Genomic DNA, 22,487 nt, shown 5'->3' on the forward strand with positions numbered 1-22,487 from the left:
CCCCTCGAAGGCGGCCGCTCCGGCTGTCCGGCCGCCTATTGCTCGCGGAAGGCGCGATGGAAGCTGTCGCGGATCGGCTGGGTTATGTAGCGGAAGAAGGTCCGCTCGCCGATCTGGACATGCGCCTCCACCGGCATGCCGGGGGTGAGGAAGATATTGGGCAGGCGCTCCAGCTGGTCCCGATCGATCAGGACATAGGCCCGATAGTATTGCTGCCGCGTCTGGTCATTGGTGGTCACATCGGCGGCGACCCAGGTCACATGCCCGTGCAGGAAGGGCACCAGGCGCTGCTTGAAGGCGGGGAGCCGGATCTCGGTCCGCAGGCCGGGATAGACCACGTCGATGTCCATGGGCTGGACATTCACCTCGGCGACCAGGCGGTCATTCTCCGGCACCAGATCCATGACGGGGTCGCCGGGCTTCAACACCGCACCCAAGGTGAAGATGCGGAGGTTGAGCACGGTGCCGGCCTCCGGCGCCAGGATATCCCGCCGGGACTGCACGTCGCTCGCGGCCCGCAGCCGCTCCTCGGTTTCAGCCAGTTTGCCGCGGACGTCCCGCAACTCGGTCGAGACTTCCTGCATCCGCTGGTCGACCAGTTGCTGTATCTGCTTCTCGGCTTCCGCGATGCTGGCGTTGGCGCGCTCCACCTGGCCGTTCAGGTCCTCGATGGAGCCCTCCAGCCCGGCCCGGGCACGCTGCACCGCCAGCAATTCCGGCAGCCGGCCGAGGCCCTGCTGCACCAGGCCGCGCCGCATGGTCTCCTCCTGCCGGATGAATGTGAGTTGCTGGCGCGTGGCGGCCAATTGGCCGCGGGCGCCGGCGATCACCGCCTGCTGCTGGTCGATCCGCGCCTGGAGCACCTGCACCTGGCTGTTCAGGCTGGCGGTCCGCGCCTCGAACAGCGCCCGCTGGCCGGTCACGGCATCCATCGCCCGCGGCAACGGGCTGCCCAGCAGGTCGGCGGGGAAGCTGATCTCCTGCGCCCGCGCCATCTCGGCGGAAAGCCGCGCATCCTGCGCCAGCAGGGCCCAGCGCTGTGCCCGCTGAGTCTCCAGAGTGGCATCGGACTGGATGTCATCGAGCCGCATCAGCACCTGGCCGGCCTCGACCCTGGTGCCATCGCGGACCAGGATCTCGCGGACGATGCCGCCTTCCAGGTGCTGGATGGTGCGGCGATTGCCCTCCACCTTGATGACGCCAGGGGCGATGGCGGCCTCGGCCAGAGGAGCCAGCACGGCCCAGGCGCCGAAACCCACGACGAAGATGAGGAAGACAACCAGGCCGAAGATCAGCGGCATGCGGGTGCGGGGCGCCGGCGCATCCAGCAGCAGGTTGGGCGGATAGGGCGGCAGGACGGAGCCAAGCTCCCTCCGGCCAAGTGGCACGAGCGCCCGGGAGGAGGGCGCCGGGACCACAGCGGAGGTCCTGGCGACGGGAACGAGGGTGGGGGATTCGGTGCTCATCGGGCGGCGCCGGCTCCTTCCAGGCGAACGCTGGCGGGGGCCGCTGGCACCTCCGCCGGGCGCGATTGGGTCATCAGGCGCTTCAGCACCTCGGCGCGCGGGCCGAACATTTCCATGGCGCCGTCCTTCAGTAGCAGGATCTTGTCCACGCCCTGCACCAGGGTCGGCCGGTGGGACACCAGCACGACGGTGGTGCCCTGTTCCTTCAGCCGTTCCAGGGCACGCAGCAATTGCGCCTCGGAATCGCCGTCCAGGTTGCTGTTCGGCTCGTCCAGCACCACGAATTTCGGCCGGCCGAACATGGCGCGGGCCAGGCCGATCAACTGCCGCTGGCCGCCCGAGAGATACTGGCCGCCATCGCCGATCTCGGTCTCGTAACCATTCGGCAGGCGCAGGATCATCTCATGGCAGCCGGCGAGCATGGCGGCCTCATAGACATTGTCCGGCGTCGCCTCGGCCATGCGGGCGATATTGCCGAAGACGGTGCCGTCGAAGAGTTCCACGTCCTGCGGCAGGTAGCCGACATGGCGGCCGAAATCCTCGCGCAGCCACTGGTAGACATCGGCGCCGTCCAGCCGGACCGTGCCCGCCGAGGCCGGCAGGGTGCCGATCAGCAGCCGGATCAGCGTGGTCTTGCCGGCGGCGGAAGGACCGATGATCGCCAGGCTCTCGCCGGCGGAGAGGCTGAAATTCACCCCCTTGATCATCGCCACGCCCTGGCCCGGGAAGGCATAGGAGACGCGCTCCACCGAAAGCTGGCCAGTGGGTTCGGGCAGTGGCAGGCCGGGCGGCCGCAGCCGGGGCAGGGCCAGGAAGGACTGCAGGCGGCGGAAGGACTGGCGCGCCTGCACCAACTGCTTCCAGCCGCCGATCATCTGCTCCACCGGCGCCAGCGCCCGGCCCATGATGATGGAGCCGGCGATGGAGGCGCCCGAGGTCAGCTCCTGCAGCAGCACCAGATAGGCGCCGACGCCCAGGATCGCGATCTGGACGGCGAGGCGGAAGAATTTGGTGGCGGCGACCAGCATGGCGGCGCGGTCCGCGGCGCGCTGCTGCGGCTCGGTCATCGCGGCGACGGATTCCCGCCAGCGGCCGATGACCGAGGGCAGCATGCCCATGCTGTCGATCACCTCGGCATTGCGGGAGATGGCATCGGCCCGGCGCTGCGAGGACATCGCCGCGGTATTCGCTTCCTTCAGCAGCTTCGAGGTCGAAAGCTCGCTGGTGAGGGTCAGCCCGAACAGGAGGAAGGCACCGCCCAGGGCGATCCAGCCCATCACCGGGTGCAGCAGGAAGATCACGGCGATATAGATCGGCACCCAGGGCACGTCATAGAGCGAGAGCGCCCCGGGCGAGCCGAGATAGCCGCGGCAGACCGCCAGGTCGCGCAGCGCCTCCATCCGGTAGGGCCGGCCGCGCAGCGTGCTCTCGATGGCCCGGACGAAGCTCTCCGGCGCCACCCGATGCTCGACCCAGGTGCCGAGCCGCTGCATGACTTGGCCGCGCACCGCTTCGAGCAGCGCCAGCACGAAGACCGCGGCGCCGGCGATGAGGGAGAGATAGAGCAGGGTATCCAGGACACGGGTGGCCAGCACCCGGTCGAAGACCTGCATCATGTAGATCGAGGTGGTCAGTTGCAGCAGGTTCACCACCCCGCTGAACACGCCCACCAACAGGAACTGCTTGCGGCAGGCGCGCAATGCCCGGCGCAGCGGGGTTTCCGTTGCGGGATCGAGGCCCGAAAGGGCAAGGCGGGTTCCGGACATGCGTCAGCCTGCCAAGAGGCCGGAAATTCCGGCCAGGGTTTCGGGGTGCTGCATCAGCCACCAGCCGGCCGCCGCGGCCAGCGCCAGGGCGACCAGATTGGCCAGGACCAGCCGCAGGAAGCCCGGCGGGGGCCGCAGACGGCCGAGATGTTCCGTAACCGCGTCGCGCCGCACCTGCTCCACCGTATTGTGCAGGTAGCGGAACGAGAAATCGCTCAGCGCGGCCGTGGCTTCCTGCCGGAGCCGGGCGATTGCCTCCGGCGTCACGGGCTCCTGCCGCTCGGCAGCAAGGCCGAAGGCCAGCAGGTCGGTCGTCCGCTCCGCCTCGCCGCGGCCCTGCCGGAAGGCTGCGAAGTCGAGTGGGCTATCGGTCATCGTACGGGGGCTGCCGGCTTCCGTTTTGCCAAGCTCTGGTCGGCCAAGGTCTGGTCTGATCGTCTCGATGGTTGCCATTCTTTGGCTCCGGTTTCGAACTCAGGGCTGCGCCGCCGCCTGGATGGCCGGCCAGCGACGCTTCCGCCCGCCGCCCGCCGAACCGTCGCGGCCGGTGATCCGCTGCAAGGAATGGGCCCTGCTGCCGCACCCCGGGGCGCCCGAGGCTGTGCGAGCGGCGCAGATGCACCCTATGGTTGGAATACGTCCTCGCATGGCACTCAATTGCAAGCTCTTTCGACAAGTCGCAGAAATCGATACTCAACCGACATCTTGTTCCTAAGTACCTCCAGCCGTCATCCATCAAGAGTCTTTCGCGCCCGAAACATTATCGCGAGCGGCATGCAACACACCTGCCGGCATATCGCCGCGGAAATGACGGATCGTGAATGTTGCACATTGACCGACCCATCCTGGCCCGTGGTAGCAAACCCCGGGCGGGTGAATAGCGGGTGAAACATGGCGATGCGGTTGCCGGGACATGTTGCCTGGGCACTGGTTCTTGGTTGGGTGCCGGTGGTGGGGGCATCGGCGCAGAGCGTCGTGCCACGTGACGTCGAACGGGGGGTCACGGTCGAATCGCGGCCGCGGCGCGACTACGACCCCCTGGGCGTGCGACTCGGCGGCTTCCGGCTGGATGCTGCGGCGGAGGCGGGACTCGGCTGGGACAGCAACCTGTTCGGCCGTGAGCGCAACATCAGGTCCGATGGCTTCGCGACCCAAAGTGGCAGCCTTTCGCTGGATAGCGACTGGAGCACGCATGCGGTCGGTGTCTCCGGCAATGTCGATGCCCGGCAATATTTCCGCGAAAGCAGCCTGGATTGGACGGATTGGAATGTAGGCGGCTTCGGCCGCTACGACTTCTCGGCCGATACCAATGTCGATGCCCGCTACCGGCACTACAGGCAGCACCTGGACGTCTACAACTTCGACGTGCAGACCGCCGGCATCTCGCAGCCCGTGCCCTATGATTCCGATGAGGTGCAGGTCACCGGCGTCACCCGGTTCAACCGGGTCGGCCTGCTCGGCACCGGAACCTACCGCACCTACCGCTTCCAGGACACGACCCTGGCCGGTGTTCCGCAGCCGGTTTCGAACAATGATTTCGACACCGTCATCGGCGCGGTGGGCACCACCTATGCCTTCGCGCCCGGCCGCCACATCACCGGCGTCGTCCGGGTGCAGGATATCAACTACACCAAAAGCGTCTCGAACGGCCGGGACAGCTTCACCTGGGAGGCGCTGGTCGGCTTCCAGTATGATTTCGACGGGGTATGGCAGGGGCGGCTTGCCTTTGGCTGGCGCCAGCGCGACTACCGCAGCCCAACCATCAAGACGCTGGAAGGGCCGGCGGTGGAAGGGCAGCTCACCTGGTCGCCGAGCCTGCTCACCACCGTCAGCTTCAATGTGGCGCGCACCATCGAGGAATCCATCCGGCTCGATGCGGTGAGCTACCAGCGCACCACGGCAGCGGCCCGGGTGGACCACGAATATCTCCGCAATGTCATCCTCGGCGCCGATTGCGGGCCGATCGCCGCGAATACAGCAGCCCGAACCAGACCGCGACCGACGGCGTCGCCACGCTCAGCGCCCGTTACCTGCTGAACCGCAACATGGCGGTGTTGGGCTCCTATTCCTTCTACAAGCGCCTGGAGTCGAGCGGCGGCGTCCCCGAATATGACCGCAACCTGCTCCAGCTCCGGCTGCGGATCGCCCTCTGATCGGACCCGCCCCCGCAATCCGCCTGCTTGGCCTCGATTTCGCCGACCTGACGCTGGAGGCCGTGCTGGGGCGGCTGGCGGCGCGGCCGGCGGAGGCGCCTTTCGCCTTCCTGGTCACGCCCAATGCCGACCACCTGATCCGGCTGGCGCGGGAGCCGGGGCTCGCGCCGCTCTATGCCGGGGCCGCCATGCGGCTGCTGGACAGCCGGGTGGTCGCGCGGCTGGCGCGACTGCTCGGCCTGCCGGCACCCGCCGTGGTGCCGGGCAGCGACCTGACGGCGGCGCTCTTCGAAAGGGTGATCCGGCCCGAGGACCCGGTGGCGATCCTGGGCGGCTCCATCGGGACGGCGGCGGCGCTGGCGGCGCGGTTCGGCCTCCGGCGCCTTGCCCATCACGACCCGCCGATGGGATTCGACCGGGACCCGGCGGCGCTGGAGGCGGCGATCGGCTTCCTGGAGGCCAATCCCGCCCGCTTCACCTTCCTTGCCGTCGGCTCGCCGCGGCAGGAGGTGGTGGCGCGGGCCCTGGTGGAACGCGGTCGGGCACGCGGCATCGGGCTTTGCATTGGTGCGAGCCTGCTGTTCCTGACCGGGGCGGAGCGCCGTGCACCGCTTCCGGTGCAGCGGGCCGGGCTGGAATGGGCCTGGCGGCTGGCGCAGGACCCGCGCCGCCTGGCCCGGCGCTACCTCGTGGACGACCCGGCGATCCTCGGCCTGTTGTGGCGGGAGGCAAGGCAGCGGCGCGGCACCTGAGCCGCGATGGCTGATCCGGGCCTTGTGCCCCCTGGTCAGCGGGCGGCCGGCACGCCCGGCAACGCCGCCAGCACCTCCGCCCTGGCCCGGCTGAGCCAGCTACCACGATGCGCGGCGTCGTTCCGCGCCAGGTATTCCCGCGCCGCCGGCGTCAGCCGGTACAGCGCCTCCTGCCCCGGGTCCGGGTGGAATTCGCGGGCGAGGCGGAGCGCCGCCGCGCCGGCCCGCAGCCCCTGCCACAGCACCCCGTTCCGTGCACCCTTCACCTGATAGGCCAGGAAGCGCGGCAGCAGCGTCGCCGCAGGGGTGCCGGATTTCAGCGCGATGTAGAGCCGGTTGCGGACGAAGTGGAACCAGCGCGTGCCGGACCAGGCAAAGCGCCGCTCGCCGCTGACCTTGTGCCGCACCGCGATGTCGCCGCGATAGCGGATGCGGCGGCCGAGATTGATGGCGCGAAGCGCGAAGTCGAACTCCTCCCAGGCGAAGAACAGCGCGTCGTCATAGCCGCCCGCCGCCGCGAAATCGGCGCGGCGGATGGCATGGCCGGCACCTACGAAGGTTACGGTGTCGAAGCTCTCCGCCGCGCGTGGCAGCAGCGAGGCCGGGTAGCCCCAGGAGGAGAGATCCTCGGCGCCGGTCGCATGCACCAGGATGCGGCAGCCGATGGCGGCGAGATCCGGCTCCGCCTCGAGCGCCTGCACGGCGCGGGCGAGCGTGTCCGGGGTGGCGAATTCCGCATCATTGTCGAGGGCGAAGACCACCCGCCCTTGCCCTAGCGCGGTTGCGCGGTTGCGGCCGCCGGCCACGCCCCAATTGCGGTCGAGCTGCACCAGTGTCGCATCCGCCGCGCCCTCCACGGCGGCGGCCAGCATGGCGAGGTTCTCCGGCCGGCTGCCCTGATCGGCGATCCAGACATGCTTCGCCACCCCGGCCTGCGCCCGGGCGGAGGCGATGGCGGCGATGGTATCCTCGGCCCGGTCGAGCGCCAGGATGATGACATCGGCGGCATAGCCCGGCGCGGGCGGCGCCTCGGCGCCGGCCAGGTGGCGGGGCTGCGGGTAGGCGGGCCAGTTCACGCCGGCGTCCCGCCTTCCAGCCCCGCCGTGCTGAAATCCGGGGCCGGGATGGCGAGATAGGCGATCCGCTTCGCCTCCTTCCGGCCGCGCGTCACGGTATCCAGGATCAGCCCGCAGGCGAAGGCGAGGAAGGAGAGCAGCACCAGGCCGGTCGAGAGCACCGCCGTCGGCAGCCGCGGTACCAGCCCGCTGCGCAGGAATTCCAGCACCACCGGCACCGAGAGCCCGACCCCCAGCAGCAGCAGCAGCGCGCCGGCGCTCGCGAAGAAGGCCAGCGGCCGCTCGCGCTGCACCAGCAGGAGGATGGTGCGAAGGATGCGGAACCCGTCGCTATAGGTGCGCAGCTTGCTGACCGAGCCCTGCGGCCGCTCGCGATAGGGCGTCAGCAACTCGCCGACCGGCAGCATCAACTCCAGCGCGTGGACGGTGAACTCGGTCTCGGTCTCGAACCCCTCGGCGAGCGCCGGGAAGCTCTTCACGAAGCGACGGGAGAAGGCGCGGTAGCCCGACAGCATGTCGGTGATGCGGTTGCCGAAGATCTGCCGCACCATGCCGGTGAGCAGCGCATTGCCGAAGCGGTGGCCGGGGCGATAGGCGGCGGTGGCGTCGGTGACGCGCACCCCGGTCACCATGTCGAGCTGCTGTTCCAGCAGCAGCCGCACCAGTTCCGGCGCCACGGCCGCATCATAGGTGCCGTCGCCATCGACCAGCAGGTAAACATCCGCCTCGATATCGGCGAACATGCGCCTGACCACATGGCCCTTGCCCTGCAGCGTCTCGGTCCGCACCACGGCACCGGCCGCGGCCGCCACCTGCCGCGTCCGGTCCCCCGAGTTATTGTCGTAGACGTGGATGGTGGCCAGCGGCAGCGCGGCCCGGAAGGCGGCGACGACGCCGGGAATCGCGACTTCCTCGTTGTAGCAGGGGATCAGCACGGCGATGCGCGGGGCCGCGGCACGGCTCTCCGGTGCGGGACCCGTGGCTGCGGAACCGGCGCCCGGGCGGGCCGGAAGAAGGGTATGGGACATCGGGCGTGCTCCGACCGGTCTGGGCGATGGTGGCCGGCGGCTCAGCAGGCGTTGCGCATGCGGGCCACGGCCACCAGGGTGCGGACCAGGATCACCACGTCAAGCCAGAGCGACCAATTCTCGATATACTCCAGATCGCTCTCGACGCGACGGATGAGCTTCTCCTCCGTCTGGGTCGGGCCGCGCCAGCCGCGCACCTGCGCGAGGCCGGTGAGGCCGGGCTTCACCCGGTGCCGGGCGGCGTAATGCGCCACAACCTCCTCGAAGGGGCGCCCGCCGGCGCGGGTGCCAGGGGCATGCGGCCGTGGCCCGATGAAGGACATCTCGCCGCGCAGGATATTGAAGATCTGCGGCAATTCATCGAGCGAGGTGCGGCGCAGGACGGCGCCGACGCCGGTGACGCGCGGGTCACCTTCCAGGACTTGGCGCTCGGCGCCGGGATCGGCATCCGCATGGTGCATGGTGCGGAATTTGAAGACGTGGAATTCCTGGTTGTTGAAGCCGGTGCGGCGCTGGCGGAACAGGACCGGGCCGGGCGTCTCGAGCCGGATCGCCAGGGCGATCAGCGCCATCGGCACCGCCGCCACCGCCAGGGCGCCAAGCGCGAGCACATAGTCCTCGGTCACCTTCAGCGCCCCGGCCCAACCCCGGATCGGCCGATCGGCGAGGCGCAGCATCGGCAGTCCGCCGGCGTCGAGCCCGCCCGGCTGCCCGGCGCGATAGGCAGCGAGGTCGGGCGCAAGGCGGAGATCCACGGGGTAGTCGGCGAGCAGGGTTTCCAGGCGCCGCAGCCGTGCCTCCGCGGCCCAGGGCAGGGTCAGAACCACCTGGTCCACCTCGCCGCGCCGGATCATGCCGAGCAGCGTCTCGACCTGCCCGAGATGCGGCACGCCGCTCTGGCCATGGCCGCGCGCGGCGAGGCCGCGCCACCCGTCATCGACCAGGCCGAGGAGGCGGAGGCTCTGGTCCGGCCAGGCCTGCAGCGCCGCCGCGAAACGCGCGGCCTGTGGCCCATCGCCCACCAGCACGACGCGGGTGCGCGTGCGCCGGGGCGCCGCCCGGAGCGCGGCGGCGGCGGCCAGCCTGCCGCCGAGCAGCGCCGGCGCCGCCAGCAGAAGCCAGAACAGCGCGAGGCCGGGCCCGAAATCCGCCCGGGCATCCAGTGCCAGGGCCGCCAGCGCCGTCCCGCCAAGAGCGGCCGCGAGGCTGCCAAGCGCCGCCAGCATCGCGCGCCGGCCGCCGAAAAGCCCGCCATGCCGATAGGCGCCGGCCGCCCCCGCCAGGCTGACGAAAAACAGGATCAGGACGCCGATCAGCGGCCAGGCCGGACCGCCTTCCGGGCTCGGGCCGAATCGCAGCAGCAGGCCACCGCCGGCCACCATGCCGATATCGAGCAGCACCACCGACGCGGCCAGGAGCGCGGGAGGCAGCGGCTTCGTGCTGGCCCAGTGGTGGGACGTCCGGCGCGTGCGGGTCCTGGCGGCGGTGCGGTAGTCGCCCCAGCCGGCCTCCGCCACCGCGGGGACCAGGCGAGTATCCGACGGGCGCGGCTCGGGCGGGCTCATGCCGTGCATGCCAGGGCCTTGAGCCGGACGGGCGATGCGTCAGGGGCCGGCTTCCGGGGAGGGCATCCGCTATGCATGGCTTCTGTGATCTTCACCGTCCGGCATGCCGGGACACTCCGGCGTCCTGGCCGAAGACGAAACGTCGCGTTAGCAGAAAGTTCCCTGCCAGCCCAGCAACGGATCCTGCCGCAACCCCGAGCACCGGGTTTGCGGCAACTGTCGGAACCAGGGCGATGAGCGTGCCATAGGTGCCGTAGTTGCATACGAATCCGGACAGATTGACGGTCAGGAACAGTGCCCACTGCCGCATCGGCCGTGCCCGGCCGGCTTCCCGGAAGGTCCAGGCGCGATTCATCGCGAATGTCGCGCTCGCCGCCGCCACATAGGAAAGGACACGGCCAAACCAGGGACCAAGCCCCAGGGCCAGCGCGAGCGTCAGAACGGCGGCATCCACCACGAAGCCGGCCGCTCCCACCAGGCCGAAGCGCAGGAACTCGCCCGCCCAACGCGTGCGGCCAATACCCAGGCGATTCGCCAGGGTTGCCTGGGAAGGAGATGCGATCATGTGTTTGCTTCCGGATACATGCAGGATACCGGTGATTATGTGCGCTGCACAAACACAGCACGGTGAGGCTTATACCGCCCGATGTCGCCGTGCGGTGTTGTCACGATCCATGGCGCATGGCGGTATGCGCGGGCGCCATGCAAATGCCGGCGAAGCGAAGCCTTTCGGAACCCTTGCCCGGTTTCGGGCATGGCCCTAACTCGACAATTTGGCAACAGGATGACGGGGAACGAACCATGCGGCGACGGGATGTTCTGAGGACCGGCGCCTTAGGCGCGACCGGACTCGCCTTGCCGGCCGGTCTGGCCGATCGGGCGCTGACCAGCCCGGCCCTGGCGCAGCCCGCCGCCAACCGGGTGCTGAAATTCATTCCGCAATCGGATGTTGCCGTTGTCGACCCGATCGTGACCACCGCCTATGTCACGCGGCATCACGGCTTCCTGATCTATGATACCCTCTATGGCGTCGATGCCGAGTTCAAGCCGCAGCCGCAGATGGCCGAGGGGCATCGGGTGGAGGATGGCGGCCGCCGCGTCACCATCACCTTGCGGCCCGGGCTGAAATCCCACGATGGCGAGCCGGTGCGGGCGCGCGACGCCGTCGCCTCCATCAAGCGCTGGGGCCAGCGCGACGCGATGGGCCAGGCGCTGCTGGCGGCGACCGATGAACTGGTGGCGGATGACGACCGCAATCTCACCTTCCGCCTGAAACGCCCCTTCGCGCTGCTGTTCGACGCCCTGGCCAAGCCCAGCTCCCCGGTTCCCTTCATCATGCCGGAGCGGATCGCCAGCACCGACGCCAATACGCCGATCCGCGACATCGTGGGTTCCGGCCCCTTCCGCTGGGTGGCATCGGAGCGGGTGCCCGGCAGCCGCGTGGTCTATGAGCGCAACCCGGACTATGTGCCGCGCGAAAGCGGCACCGCCGCCTGGACCTCGGGCCCCAAGAAGGTGCATTTCGACCGGGTCGAATGGCATGTGATGCCGGACGCCTCCACCGCCGCCGCCGCTCTGCAGAATGGCGAGATGGACTGGTGGGAGCAGCCCACCGCCGACCTGCTGCCGCTGCTCCGGCGCAACCGCAACCTGACATTGGAGGTCCAGGACCCGACCGGGCTGCTTGGCATCTGCCGGTTCAACCATTTGCATCCGCCCTTCAACAACCCCGCCATCCGGCGGGCGCTGCTCGGCGCCGTGAACCAGGCCGATTACATGTCAGCGGTGATCGGCACCGACCCGTCGCAATGGCGCCAGGGCGTGGGCTTCTTCCCGCCGGGGACGGCGATGGCGAGCGAGGTGGGGCTGGAGGCGCTGACCAGCCCGCGCGACTACGACAAGGTCAAGCGCGACTTGGCCGCCGCCGGCTACAAGGGCGAGAAGGTGGTGCTGATCGCCGCCTCCGACTTCCCCTCGCTCAACGCCATGGCGCAGGTTGGGCGCGACATGCTGGTGAAATCGGGGATGAATGTGGATTACGTCTCCACCGATTGGGGCTCGGTGGTGCAGCGCCGTGCCAGCCGGGAGCCGGTGGAACGCGGTGGCTGGAGCGTGTTCTTCACCTTCTTCGCCGGGCTGGATTTCATCAACCCCGCCTCGCATCTCGGCCTGCGCGGCAATGGGCCGAATGCCTGGTTCGGCTGGCCGACCATGCCGCGGATCGAGGAACTGCGGAACGCCTGGCTGGAGGCGCCGGATCTCGAGGCGCAGAAGCGGCTCGCGGCGGAGATCCAGGCCGAGGCCTTCAAGGAGGTGCCCTATCTGCCGGTCGGCCAGTATTTCCAGCCCTGGGCCTACCGGCGCGGCATCACCGGCGTGCTGACCGGCATGCCGCTGTTCTGGAACGTGCAGCGGGCCTGACCCCCCCCGCCACCGGGCGCGGCTTGCGGCGGCGCCCGGTTTCGCGGTTCACTCCCCGCAACGGCCGGATCCACCGGCCCCGGGGAGACAAGGATGTTCCGACGTGACCTGCTGGCCGGCGCTGCCGCCGGCGCCGCGGCGCTGCCGCGCTTCGCCATCGCCCAGCCATCGCAGGCACGCCTGCTGCGGATGGTGCCGCAGGCCAACCTCACCAGCATCGACCCGATCTGGACCACCGCGAACATCACGCGGAACCACGGGTTCATGGTCTATGACACGCTCTACGGCCTGGATGCGCAATTCCGCACCCAGCCGCAGATGGCCGAGGGCCATCAGGTGGAGCAGGATGGCAAGCTGGTCACCATCACGCTTCGGACCGGCCTGAAATTCCATGATGGCAAGCCGGTGCGGGCCGCCGATTGCGCCGCCAGCATCGCCCGCTGGATGAAGCGCAATCCGACCGGGCAGAAGCTCGCCAGCGTGCTGGATGCGATGGAGGCGGTGGACGACCGGCGGTTGCGCATCCGCCTGAAGAAACCCTTCCCCATGCTGATCCACGGCCTGGGTAGCCCGACCAACCCGGTCTGTTTCATCATGCCGGAGCGGATCGCCAGGACCGATGCCTTTACCCAGATCCGGGATGCCACCGGCAGCGGCCCCTTCCGCTTCAAGACCGACGAGTTCAACTCCGGCAGCCGCGTGGTCTATGAACGCAACCCGGACTATGTGCCGAACCCGACCGGCCAGCCCAGCCTGACTGCCGGCCCGAAACAGGTGCATTTCGACCGGGTAGAGTGGCACATCATCACCGATGCCGCCACCTCCGCCGCCGCTCTGCAAGCCGGCGAGATCGACTGGTTCGAGCAGCCGCCGCCGGAGATCCAGCAGCTCTTTGGCCGCAACCGGCAGATCGTGGTGGAGGCGATGGATCCGCTGCCGCTGACCGGCATCCTGCGCTTCAACCACCTGAATCCGCCCTTCAACGACAAGAAGATGCGGCAGGCGCTCCTGCCGGCGATCGACCAGGCGGATTACATGGCCGCAGTGGTCGGACCGGACCCGAAGATGTACAGGACCGATGTTGGTTTCTTCACGCCCGGCACGCCGATGGCTTCCGATGCCGGGCTCGGCCCGCTGACCGGGCCGCGCAGCATCGACAAGGCGAAGGCGCTGCTGAAGGAGGCCGGCTATACCGACCAGCTCATCCGCCTGATCGGGCCGACCGACATCCTGGCGCCCACCGCCCTGACCCAGGTGGGTGCCGATATGTTCCGCCGGCTCGACGTCAACCTGGACTTCGCGCTGAGCGACTGGGGGACGGTGGTGCAGCGGCGGACCAGCAAGGAACCGCTGGACAAGGGCGGCTGGAGCGTCCTCTACACCGCATTCTCCTCCTTCGAATTCCTCGACCCGGCGGCGCATACCCCGTTGCGCGGCAATGGCGCCGCCGCTTGGCCGGGCTGGCCGACCATCCCGCGGCTGGAGGAACTGCGCGACGCCTGGTTCGATGCGCCGGATCTCGCCGCCCAGCAGCGCATCTGCCGCGAGATGCAGGAGGTGGCGATGGATGAGCTGCCCTACATCCCGGTCGGTGCCTATATTTCCAACACGGCGCTGCGGAAGAACCTGCAGGACCGGGTTTCGGGCTTCGCCATCTTCTGGAACATCAGGAGGGTGTAATGCAGCGGCGCGCGTTCCTCGGTGCCACGGCGGCAGCGGCGCTGGCGCGGCCGGCGGTGGCACAGGGCAGGGCGCGCGTGCTGCGCTTCGTGCCGCAGGCGGATCTCTCCAGCCTGGACCCGGTCTGGACCACCTCCAACGTCACCCGGAACATGGGCTACATGGTCCATGACACGCTCTATGGCAGCGACGCGCAGTTCCGCCCGCGGCCGCAGATGGCGGCGGGGCATGTGGTCGAGGAGGAGGGGCGGCGCGTCACCATCACGCTCCGCCCCGGGCTGCGCTTCCATGATGGGGAGGCGGTGCTGGCGCGGGATTGCGTCGCCAGCATCAGCCGCTGGATGCGGCGCCATGCCATGGGCCAGAAGCTGGCGCCGGCCGTGGAGGAATTGGCGGCGCTGGATGACCGGCGCCTGCAATTCCGCCTGAAGCGGCCCTTCCCGCTGCTCTTCGAGGCGCTGGGCTCGCCGGTGGCGCCGCCCTGCTTCATCATGCCGGAGCGCCTGGCCAGGACCGATCCCTTCACGCAATTGCGCGAGGTGATGGGCAGCGGTCCCTATAAATCCCTGGACCGCGAATTCATTGCTGGCAGCGGCGCCGCCTTCGAGCGCAATGCCGCCTATGAGCCGACCCCGGCCGAGGGAACCGGCTATACCGCGGGGCCCAAACTCGCGCATTTCGACCGGGTAGAGTGGCACATCATCCCGGATGCCGCGACCGCCGCCGCCGCACTCCAGGCTGGCGAGATCGACTGGTACGAGCAGCCGCCGCCCGAGATCCAGCAATTACTCCGCCGCAACCGGGCGCTGGCGATCGAGGCCATGGACCCGGCGCCGATGATGGCGCTGATGCGCTTCAACCACCTGCACCCACCCTTCAACGACCGCCGCATCCGCCAGGCGCTGCTGCCGGCCATCAACCAGGAGGAGTTCATGCATGCGGCGGTGGGCACCGACCCCTCGCTCTATGTGACCGATGCCGGCATCTTCACGCCCGGTGGCCCGATGGCGAGCGAGGCCGGGCTGGAGCCGCTGCGCGGGCCACGCAGCCTCGACCGTGCCAAGGCCCTGCTGCGGGAGGCCGGCTATACCAACCAGATGATCCGGCTGCTCGGCCCGACGGATATCCTGGTGCCTTCGGCGCTGACCCAGGTGGCGCTCGACCTGTTCCGCCGGCTGGGCGTGAACCTCGATGCGGTGCTGACCGATTGGGGCACGGTGGTGCAGCGCCGCACCAGCCGGGAGCCGCTGGAACGCGGCGGCTGGTCGGTTTCCATGTATGCCTTCAGCTCCATGGATTTCATGACGCCGGCCACCAACCCGACGCTCCGCGCCAATGGCGCCGGCGCCTGGTTCGGCTGGCCCGACATCCCACCGCTGGAGGCGCTGCGCGACGCCTGGTTCGAGGCTCCTGACCTGGCCAGGCGGCAGGAACTGGCGCGCGAGATGCAAGTGTTGGCGATGCAGGAACTGCCCTTCATCCCGGTGGGCGCCTACCGCTCGCAGACGGCGATCCGGCGGGACCTGGCGGACCGGGTGCGGGGGCTGGCGATCTTCTGGGGCATCCGGCGGACTTAGAGCGGATCGCCGCAGGGCGGAACCGCCCGGAGGCGTGAATCTGCTCTACAAACAACAGGCTACAGCGGGGTGCCGAACCATCAATTCGGAACGCCGCTATAGCGCCGCTGAACAGGGAGGTTCGGGCGATGGAGAGACGCAGCCTGATGCGCGGGGCCGGCGCCGCGGCACTCGCCGCCGCGATGCCGGCGCCCGCCCTGGCCCAGGGGGCCGCGGCGCGCACCCTGCGGGTGGTGCCGCAGGCCAACCTGACCAGCCTCGATCCGGTCTGGACCACGGCCGTCGTCACCCGCAACAACGCCTTCCTGATCTACGACCAGCTCTGCGCCCAGGACGCGGCGGGCGAGGTGCGGCCGCAGATGGTGGAAGGCTGGACCACGGAGCGGGATGGGAAGGAGTGGAACTTCACCCTCCGCCCCGGCCTCCGCTTCCATGACGGGGAGCCGGTGCGGGCGGCGGATTGCGTCGCCTCCATCCGCCGCTGGGCGGCGCGCGACACCTTCGGCCAGGTGCTCTGGAGCCGGGTGGAGGAGCTTGCGGCGCTGGACGACCGGCGCTTCCGCTTCACCCTGAAGCGGCCCTTTCCGCTGCTCACCCTGGCGATCGGCCAGACGCAGAATCCCTGCTTCATCATGCCGGCGCGCATCGCCGCGACCGATCCCTTCCAGCAGGTACGGGAGACGGTCGGCAGCGGCCCCTTCCGCTTCCTCCGCGACGAGTGGAATCCCGGGCAATTCGCCGCCTGGGCCAAATTCGACGCCTATATCCCGCGCCAGGAGCCGGTCGATGGCCTCGCCGGCGGCCGCATCCCGCGTATCGAGCGGGTGGAATGGACCATCATCAGCGACAGCGCCACGGCCGCCAATGCCATGGTGACCGGCGAGCAGGACTATTGGGAATACCCGCTGCACGACCTGCTGCCCTTGCTGAAACGCTCGCGCGAGGTGCTGGTGCAGCAGCGGCTGCTGGACGGCACCTATGCGATCTGCCGCTTCAACCACCTGCACCCGCCCTTCAACAATGCCGGCATCCGCCGCGCCGTTGCCATGGCGGTGGACCAGCGCGACTACATGCGTGCCGTGGCCGGCAATGACGACGGCGCCTGGTCGGTCTGCGAGGGGATCTTCACCTGCGGCACGGCACTGGCGAATGAGGAGGGCAGCGAGATCCTCAAGACCCGGAACATCGACCGCGCCAAGGCGGCGCTGCGCGAGGCCGGCTATGCCAATGAGAAGGTCGTGCTGATCGCGCCCGGCGACTATCCGCAGATCAATGCCGTCTCGCTGGTGACGGCCGACCTGCTGCGGCGGCTGGGCATGAACCTGGAACTCGTCTCCACCGACTGGGGCACGCTGGTGCAGCGGCGGGCGAGCCGGGAGCCGGTGGAGCGCGGCGGCTGGAGCATGATCCACACCACCTCCTCCGGCCAGAGCCTGGCCCTGCCGGTCTTCCACCTGTTCCTTCGCGCCAATGGCCCGCAGGCCTGGTTCGGCTGGCCCACGGATGCCGAGATCGAGCGGCTGCGCGAAGCCTGGATCGAGGCCGGCGACCCCGCCGAGGCGCGGCGTGTGGGCGAGGCTCTGAACCGCCGGGCGATGGAGGTGATGCCCTATATTCCGCTCGGCTTCTATTGGCAGCCCTCGGCCTGGCGGCGGAACCTGACCGGCGTGTTCCGCTGCCCGGTGACGGCCTTCTGGAATATTGGCAAGACGTGACAGGCCAGGGTGGTGGTTGCGTCGGCCCGGCGCCTCGGGCATGGGATCGCCTTGCCTGAGGGACCGGGGAAGGGGGACCATGCATCGTCGAAGCCTGTTGCAGGGGGCCGCGCTGGCGCTGGCGGCGCCCCGGCTGGCAGGGGCGCAAAGCAGTGCCCGCACACTCCGTTTCGCCCCCCAGGGCAATCTCGCCAATATAGACCCGATCTGGACCACCAACACCACCGCCCGCAACCACGGGCTGATGGTCTATGACACGCTCTTCGGGCTCGGCCAGGACCACCAGCCGAAGCCGCAGATGGCGGCGGCGCATGAGGTCTCGGCGGATGGGCTGACCCATGGCATCACGCTCCGGCCCGAGCTGCATTTCCACGATGGCGAAAGGGTTCTGGCCCGGGACTGCATCGCCTCCATCGGCCGCTGGTCGCGGCGCGATGTGCTCGGCCAGCGGCTCGGCCTGCTGCTGCAGGAGATGCGGGCGCCGGCGGACGACAGGATCGAGATCGTGCTGAAGAAGCCCTGGCCCGGCCTGGCCTGGGCGCTCGGCAAGCCTTCCGCCAATCTCTGCGCCATCATGCCGGAACGGGTGGCGCGCACCGATCCCTTCACCCAGATTACCGATTATACGGGTTCCGGCCCCTTCCGCTTCCGTGCCAGCCAATGGGTGCCGGGCAGCCTGGCCGCCTATGAGCGTTTCACCGGCTATGTGCCGCGCGACGAGCCCGCGGATTTTCTGGCCGGCGGCAAGCAGGTGCATTTCGACCGGGTCGAGTGGCGCATCATGCCCGACCCCGCCACCGCCGCCGCCGCGCTGCAGAACAACGAGCTGGACTGGTGGGAGACGCCGCTGGCGGACCTGCTGCCGCTGCTCCGCCGCAACCGCGACATCGCCGTGGAGGTGGTGAATACCGCCGGCGCATTGGCCATGCTGCGCTTCAACCACCTGCATCCGCCCTTCGACAACCCCGCCATCCGCCGCGCCATCCTGCCGGCGATCGAGCAGCGGGATTTCATGCAGGCGGCGCTGGGTGAGGATGCTGCGCTATGGCAGGTGCCGGCCGGCGTCTTCACCCCCGGCACGCCGCTGGCGACCGACGCCGGGCTGGAGGTGCTGACCGACCCGCGCGACCCGGAGGCGGCGAAGCACGCCCTGGCCGAAGCCGGCTATCGCGGGCAGCGGGTGGTGATCCTCTCGCCCTCGGACTTCCCGACCCTGGGCGCGCTGAGCGAGGCGGCGGCGGATACGCTCAGGCGCTGCGGCATGACCGTGGACCTCCAGACGATGGATTGGGCCACGCTGGTGCAGCGCCGCGCCAGCCGAGAGCCACCGGGGGAGGGGGGGACGGGCGGCTGGAACATCTTCTGCACGAGCTGGGAGGGGCTCGATGTCTCGGTCCCCGGCAGCCATCAGCCGATCCGCGGCAATGGCCAGGAGGGCTGGATCGGCTGGGCCACTAGCCCGAAGCGGGAGGCGCTGCGCGAGGCCTGGTTCGATGCCGCCGACCCGGCGGCCGGGAAGCGTATCGCCGAGGAGATCCAGCGCCTGGTCTGGGAGGAGGCGCCCTTCATCCCGCTCGGCCTGCTGCGGCCGCCCCAGGCCTATCGGCGCAGCCTGACCAATATCATCACCGGCGGGCCGCCTCTGTTCTGGAACCTGCGCCGGGGGTAAAGCCTGGCACGGCCTGTGCAAGGCTTGGGGTCACAGCGGCGCCACTGGCGGCGGATGGCTCGGTCGGTGCTGGCGCAATGCCCAGGAGTGAGGCAGGCTGACATCAATCCGGGCGGATGCGCGTGCCGCCGGCTCGGGGCTTGGGAGGCAAAAAGATGGAACGCAGGAATTTCCTGAAGGCGGCCGCGGGTGCCGGCAGCCTTGCGACGCTGGGCGGCCTGCCCGCCCCGGCCCTGTCGCAAGGTGCCGCGGCGCGCACGCTGCGCTTCGTGCCGCAGGCGAATCTTGCGAATTTCGACCCGATCTGGGGCACCCAGTATGTGGTGCGCAACGCCTCGGCCATGGTCTGGGACACGCTCTATGGCGTGGACGAAAAGCTGCAGGTGCAGCGCCAGATGGTGGAGGCGGAGGAGACTTCCGCCGACGGGCTCACCTGGACCTTCCGGCTGCGGCCAGGGCTGCGCTTCCATGATGGCGAGCCGGTGCTGGCAAAGGATGTGGTCGCAAGCATCACCCGATGGATGCCGCGTGATGCAATGGGGCAGATGCTGAAGGCGATTCAGCAGGAACTGGTGGCGGTGGACGACCGCCAGTTCCGCTGGGTGCTGCGGAAGCCCTATTCGAAGCTGCGGCTGGCGCTGGGCAAGACCAGCACGCCGATGTGCTTCATCATGCCGGAGCGGATCGCCAGGACCGACCCTTTCCAGCAGATCGGCGAATATATCGGCAGCGGCCCGATGCGCTTCGTGCGCAATGAATGGGTGCCGGGCGCCAAGTCGGTCTTCACCCGCTTCAATGAGTATCAGCCGCGCGAGGATGCCGGCACCTGGCTCGCCGGCGCCAAGCGCATGATGGTGGACCGGGTGGAATGGGTGGTGATGCCCGATCCCGCCACCGCCTCCGCCGCCCTCCAGAATGGCGAGGTGGACTGGTGGGAGAACCCCATCACCGATCTGGTGCCGACCCTGAAGCGGAACCGCAACGTGCTGGCGGATATCGCCGATCCGCTGGGCAATGTCGGCAGCTTCCGGATGAACTACCTGAACCCGCCCTTCAACGACGTGAAGGCGCGCCGCGCCGTACTCATGGCGATGAGCCAGGATGACTATATGCGCGCCCTGGTGGGCGATGACGACAAGCTATGGAAGCCGCTGCCGGGCTACTTCACCCCCGGCACGCCGCTCTATACCGAGGAGGGCGGCGAGATCCTGAAAGGGCCGCGCGACTTCGATGCGGCGAAGCGGCTGCTGGCCGAGAGCAGCTATGCCGGGCAGCCCGTGGTCTGCCTGGTGGCGCAGGACCAGCCGATCACCAAGGCGCAGGGGGATGTGACGGCGGACCTGCTGAAGCGCCTCGGCTTCAACGTGGATTTCGTCGCGACGGATTGGGGCACTGTCGGGCAGCGCCGGGCGATGAAGACCCCGCTCAACCAGGGCGGCTGGTCCATGTTCCACACCTGGCATGCCGGCGCGGAATGCGTGAATCCGGCAACCCAGATCCAGCTCCGCGCCGGCGGCAACGCGGATGGCACCTGGTTCGGTTGGCCGGACCTGCCGCCAGTGGAGGCGGCGATCGCCGAATGGTACGATGCGCCGGACCTGGAGGCGGAGAAGGGCGTCATCCGCAAGCTGAACCGGGCGGCGCTGGAGGGTGTGGTCTACGCGCCGACCGGCTTCTTCCTGGGCTACCAGGCCTGGCGGCGGAATGTCTCGGGCATCCAGAAGGGGCCATTGCCCTTCTTCTGGGGCGTGGCGAAGTCCTGACATGTTCGCCTATATCGTAAGACGCGTGCTGGCGACGATCCCGGTCATGGCGATCGTCGCGCTCTTCGTGTTCAGCCTTCTCTACTTCGCGCCGGGCGACCCCGCCGCGGTGATCGCGGGCGACCAGGCGACCCCCGATGACGTGGAGCGGATCCGCCAGTCCCTCGGCCTCGACCGGCCCTTCCTGGTGCGGTTCGGGGAATGGTCCTTGCGCATCCTGCAGGGCAATCTCGGCACCTCGATCTTCACCAACCTGCCGGTCACCACCATGATCGCGCAGCGGCTCGAGCCGACCATGTCGCTGATGGTCCTGACCCTCATCTTCTCCGTCATCACTGCGGTGCCTTTGGGCGTGGTGGCGGCCTGGAAGCAGGGCACCTGGATCGACCGCGCGGTGATGGCCTTCGCGGTGCTCGGCTTCTCGGTGCCGGTCTTCGTGGTGGGCTATCTGCTGGCCTATATCTTCGCCCTTGAGCTCGATTGGCTGCCGGTGCAGGGCTATACGCCCTTTGCCCAGGGGTTCTTTCCCTGGCTGGAGAACCTCATCCTGCCGACCGTCGCGCTGGGTGGCGTCTATATCGCGCTGATCGCCCGCATCACCCGCGCGACCATGCTGGAGGTGCTGCAGCAGGACTATATCCGCACCGCGCGGGCCAAGGGTGCGGGGCAGGGCAGTATCCTGTACCTGCACGCGCTGAAGAATGCCGCCGTGCCGATCGTGACGGTGATCGGCATCGGCGTCGCGCTCCCTGATCGGCGGCGCGGTGGTGACGGAGAGCGTCTTCGCCATCCCGGGCCTCGGACGCCTGACGGTGGATGCGATCCTGCGCCGCGACTATCCGGTGATCCAGGGCGTGGTGCTGCTGTTCAGCTTCGTCTACGTGCTGGTGAACCTGCTGATCGACCTGCTCTACACCCTGTTCGACCCGAGGATCCGGTATTGAGCGCCACAACCCTCAACACCGCCGCGGCTCCGGCGAGCGTCGCCGCGGCTGCCCCCCTGCCGGATGTGCTGCCGCCGGTGAAGCCGAAAAAGGGCTTCATCGGCTTCCTCCGGCGCAACCCCACCATCGCCTTCGGTGGCGGATTGCTGCTGGTGATGCTGCTGATCGCGGTCTTCGCGCCGCTGCTCGGGACGGTGGACCCCACCGCGCTGGCGCCGGCGCGGCGCACGCGGGAGCCTTCCGCCGAATACTGGTTCGGCAGCGACATGCTGGGGCGGGACGTCTATTCCCGCGTGATGTATGGCGCCCGGGTTTCGCTGCTGGTGGGCTTCTCGGTGGCCTTCTTCTCCTCGGTCATCGGGCTGGCCATCGGCATGGTGTCGGGCTTCATCCGCTGGGCGGACAGCATCATCATGCGGATCATGGACGGCTTGATGTCGATCCCGCCGATCCTGCTGGCCATCGCGCTGATGGCGCTGACCCGGGGCAGCGTGCAGAACGTGATCCTGGCCATCACCATCGCGGAGGTCCCCCGCGTCTCGCGCCTGGTGCGCGGCGTGGTGCTCTCGCTGCGCGAACAACCCTATGTGGATGCGGCGGTGGCGGCCGGCACGCGCTCGCCCCGGATCATGCTGCGCCACATCCTGCCGAATACCCTGGCACCGCTCACCGTGCAGGCCACCTATATCTGCGCCAGCGCGATGATCATCGAGGCGATCCTGTCCTTCATCGGCGCCGGCACGCCGCCGATCGTTCCCTCCTGGGGGGAACATCATGGCGGAGGGCAGGGCGCTGTGGCAGGTGAAGCCCTATATCGTCTTCTTCCCGGCGGTATTCCTCTCCATCACCGTGCTCGCGGTGAACCTGCTGGGTGACGGGCTGCGCGACGCGCTCGATCCCCGCATGGCAAAA

15 protein-coding genes and 2 pseudogenes are annotated in these 22,487 nt (G+C 69.0%); 10 read left to right on the forward strand and 7 right to left on the reverse strand.

Translation table 11 applies throughout. The features are described 5' to 3' along the window. Positions 1–35: 35 nt before the first annotated feature. From KSF81_RS14245 to KSF81_RS14255, 3 genes are read right to left on the reverse strand one after another with little or no spacing between them, the layout of a single operon-like run. Positions 36–1,466 carry an HlyD family type I secretion periplasmic adaptor subunit gene (locus KSF81_RS14245; RefSeq protein ID WP_217379557.1) on the reverse strand — a complete coding sequence of 477 codons (1,431 nt, stop codon included), beginning with the start codon at positions 1,464–1,466 and terminating at the stop codon, positions 36–38. After that, a complete protein-coding gene (locus tag KSF81_RS14250) occupies positions 1,463–3,232 on the reverse strand; it encodes a type I secretion system permease/ATPase (RefSeq protein WP_217379558.1) in 1,770 nt (589 codons plus the stop codon). The genes KSF81_RS14245 and KSF81_RS14250 overlap by 4 nt, the downstream gene beginning before the upstream one ends. Before the next feature lie 3 nt (positions 3,233–3,235). Then, positions 3,236–3,607, reverse strand: coding sequence for a hypothetical protein (locus KSF81_RS14255; protein ID WP_217379559.1), 372 nt, complete (start codon positions 3,605–3,607; stop codon positions 3,236–3,238). Between the two features lie 600 nt (positions 3,608–4,207). On the opposite strand from KSF81_RS14255, the gene KSF81_RS14260 reads away from it, so the two are divergent. Together KSF81_RS14260 and KSF81_RS14265 are read left to right on the forward strand one after the other, a co-directional pair. Continuing rightward, positions 4,208–5,269, forward strand: coding sequence for an outer membrane beta-barrel protein (locus KSF81_RS14260; protein ID WP_217379560.1), 1,062 nt, complete (start codon positions 4,208–4,210; stop codon positions 5,267–5,269). 178 nt (positions 5,270–5,447) lie between these two features. Then, entirely contained in the window at positions 5,448–6,137 is a 690-nt protein-coding gene (locus KSF81_RS14265; protein ID WP_309139561.1) for a WecB/TagA/CpsF family glycosyltransferase, read from the forward strand. 35 nt (positions 6,138–6,172) lie between these two features. Here KSF81_RS14265 and KSF81_RS14270 read toward each other — a convergent pair whose 3' ends face one another. The 4 genes from KSF81_RS14270 to KSF81_RS14285 all read right to left on the reverse strand — a co-directional run bounded on the left by KSF81_RS14270 (position 6,173) and on the right by KSF81_RS14285 (position 10,371). Beyond that, positions 6,173–7,213: a glycosyltransferase gene (locus KSF81_RS14270; RefSeq protein WP_217379561.1), complete on the reverse strand. Its 1,041-nt coding sequence runs from the start codon at positions 7,211–7,213 to the stop codon at positions 6,173–6,175. Then, on the reverse strand, positions 7,210–8,241 hold the full coding sequence (locus tag KSF81_RS14275) for a glycosyltransferase (RefSeq protein WP_217379562.1): 1,032 nt from the start codon (positions 8,239–8,241) through the stop codon (positions 7,210–7,212). The genes KSF81_RS14270 and KSF81_RS14275 overlap by 4 nt, the downstream gene beginning before the upstream one ends. A gap of 41 nt (positions 8,242–8,282) precedes the next feature. Next, a complete protein-coding gene (locus tag KSF81_RS14280; RefSeq protein WP_217379563.1) occupies positions 8,283–9,806 on the reverse strand; it encodes an exopolysaccharide biosynthesis polyprenyl glycosylphosphotransferase in 1,524 nt (507 codons plus the stop codon). 91 nt (positions 9,807–9,897) lie between these two features. Next, entirely contained in the window at positions 9,898–10,371 is a 474-nt protein-coding gene (locus KSF81_RS14285) for a GtrA family protein (protein ID WP_217379564.1), read from the reverse strand. A gap of 236 nt (positions 10,372–10,607) precedes the next feature. On the opposite strand from KSF81_RS14285, the gene KSF81_RS14290 reads away from it, so the two are divergent. The 8 genes and pseudogenes from KSF81_RS14290 to KSF81_RS32155 all read left to right on the forward strand — a co-directional run. Then, positions 10,608–12,227 (forward strand): ABC transporter substrate-binding protein, encoded by a 1,620-nt coding sequence (locus tag KSF81_RS14290; RefSeq protein WP_217379565.1) that lies wholly within the window; start codon positions 10,608–10,610, stop codon positions 12,225–12,227. Between the two features lie 93 nt (positions 12,228–12,320). Further along, entirely contained in the window at positions 12,321–13,907 is a 1,587-nt protein-coding gene (locus tag KSF81_RS14295; RefSeq protein WP_217379566.1) for an ABC transporter substrate-binding protein, read from the forward strand. Further along, the gene (locus tag KSF81_RS14300) at positions 13,907–15,484 is read left to right on the forward strand and encodes an ABC transporter substrate-binding protein (RefSeq protein WP_217379567.1); all 1,578 of its coding nucleotides are present in this window, start codon (positions 13,907–13,909) and stop codon (positions 15,482–15,484) included. Before KSF81_RS14295 ends, KSF81_RS14300 begins: the two co-directional genes overlap by 1 nt. Positions 15,485–15,612: 128 nt before the next feature. Beyond that, entirely contained in the window at positions 15,613–17,199 is a 1,587-nt protein-coding gene (locus tag KSF81_RS14305; protein ID WP_217379568.1) for an ABC transporter substrate-binding protein, read from the forward strand. A 79-nt stretch (positions 17,200–17,278) separates the two neighbouring features. After that, positions 17,279–18,868 carry an ABC transporter substrate-binding protein gene (locus KSF81_RS14310; RefSeq protein ID WP_217379569.1) on the forward strand — a complete coding sequence of 530 codons (1,590 nt, stop codon included), beginning with the start codon at positions 17,279–17,281 and terminating at the stop codon, positions 18,866–18,868. Positions 18,869–19,023: 155 nt separating this feature from the next. After that, complete coding sequence (locus KSF81_RS14315) at positions 19,024–20,631, forward strand: ABC transporter substrate-binding protein (RefSeq protein ID WP_217379570.1); 1,608 nt, start codon at positions 19,024–19,026, stop codon at positions 20,629–20,631. 1 nt (position 20,632) lies between these two features. Continuing rightward, a pseudogene (locus KSF81_RS14320) lies at positions 20,633–21,575 on the forward strand (ABC transporter permease). 419 nt (positions 21,576–21,994) lie between these two features. Next, positions 21,995–22,450: pseudogene (locus tag KSF81_RS32155) on the forward strand (ABC transporter permease); the annotation flags it as partial. Positions 22,451–22,487: the final 37 nt, after the last annotated feature.

Origin of the sequence: Siccirubricoccus sp. G192 (assembly GCF_019084075.1) — a bacterium.
In the GTDB taxonomy this organism is placed as follows: domain Bacteria; phylum Pseudomonadota; class Alphaproteobacteria; order Acetobacterales; family Acetobacteraceae; genus G192.

Coding starts and splice junctions, on each gene's coding strand:
- KSF81_RS14245 (WP_217379557.1), bottom strand. CDS start 1,466: ATGAGCACCGAATCCCCCACCCTCGTTCCCGTCGCCAGGACCTCCGCT.
- KSF81_RS14250 (WP_217379558.1), bottom strand. CDS start 3,232: ATGTCCGGAACCCGCCTTGCCCTTTCGGGCCTCGATCCCGCAACGGAA.
- KSF81_RS14255 (WP_217379559.1), bottom strand. CDS start 3,607: ATGACCGATAGCCCACTCGACTTCGCAGCCTTCCGGCAGGGCCGCGGC.
- KSF81_RS14275 (WP_217379562.1), bottom strand. CDS start 8,241: ATGTCCCATACCCTTCTTCCGGCCCGCCCGGGCGCCGGTTCCGCAGCC.
- KSF81_RS14280 (WP_217379563.1), bottom strand. CDS start 9,806: ATGAGCCCGCCCGAGCCGCGCCCGTCGGATACTCGCCTGGTCCCCGCG.
- KSF81_RS14285 (WP_217379564.1), bottom strand. CDS start 10,371: ATGATCGCATCTCCTTCCCAGGCAACCCTGGCGAATCGCCTGGGTATT.
- KSF81_RS14290 (WP_217379565.1), top strand. CDS start 10,608: ATGCGGCGACGGGATGTTCTGAGGACCGGCGCCTTAGGCGCGACCGGA.
- KSF81_RS14295 (WP_217379566.1), top strand. CDS start 12,321: ATGTTCCGACGTGACCTGCTGGCCGGCGCTGCCGCCGGCGCCGCGGCG.
- KSF81_RS14300 (WP_217379567.1), top strand. CDS start 13,907: ATGCAGCGGCGCGCGTTCCTCGGTGCCACGGCGGCAGCGGCGCTGGCG.
- KSF81_RS14305 (WP_217379568.1), top strand. CDS start 15,613: ATGGAGAGACGCAGCCTGATGCGCGGGGCCGGCGCCGCGGCACTCGCC.
- KSF81_RS14310 (WP_217379569.1), top strand. CDS start 17,279: ATGCATCGTCGAAGCCTGTTGCAGGGGGCCGCGCTGGCGCTGGCGGCG.
- KSF81_RS14315 (WP_217379570.1), top strand. CDS start 19,024: ATGGAACGCAGGAATTTCCTGAAGGCGGCCGCGGGTGCCGGCAGCCTT.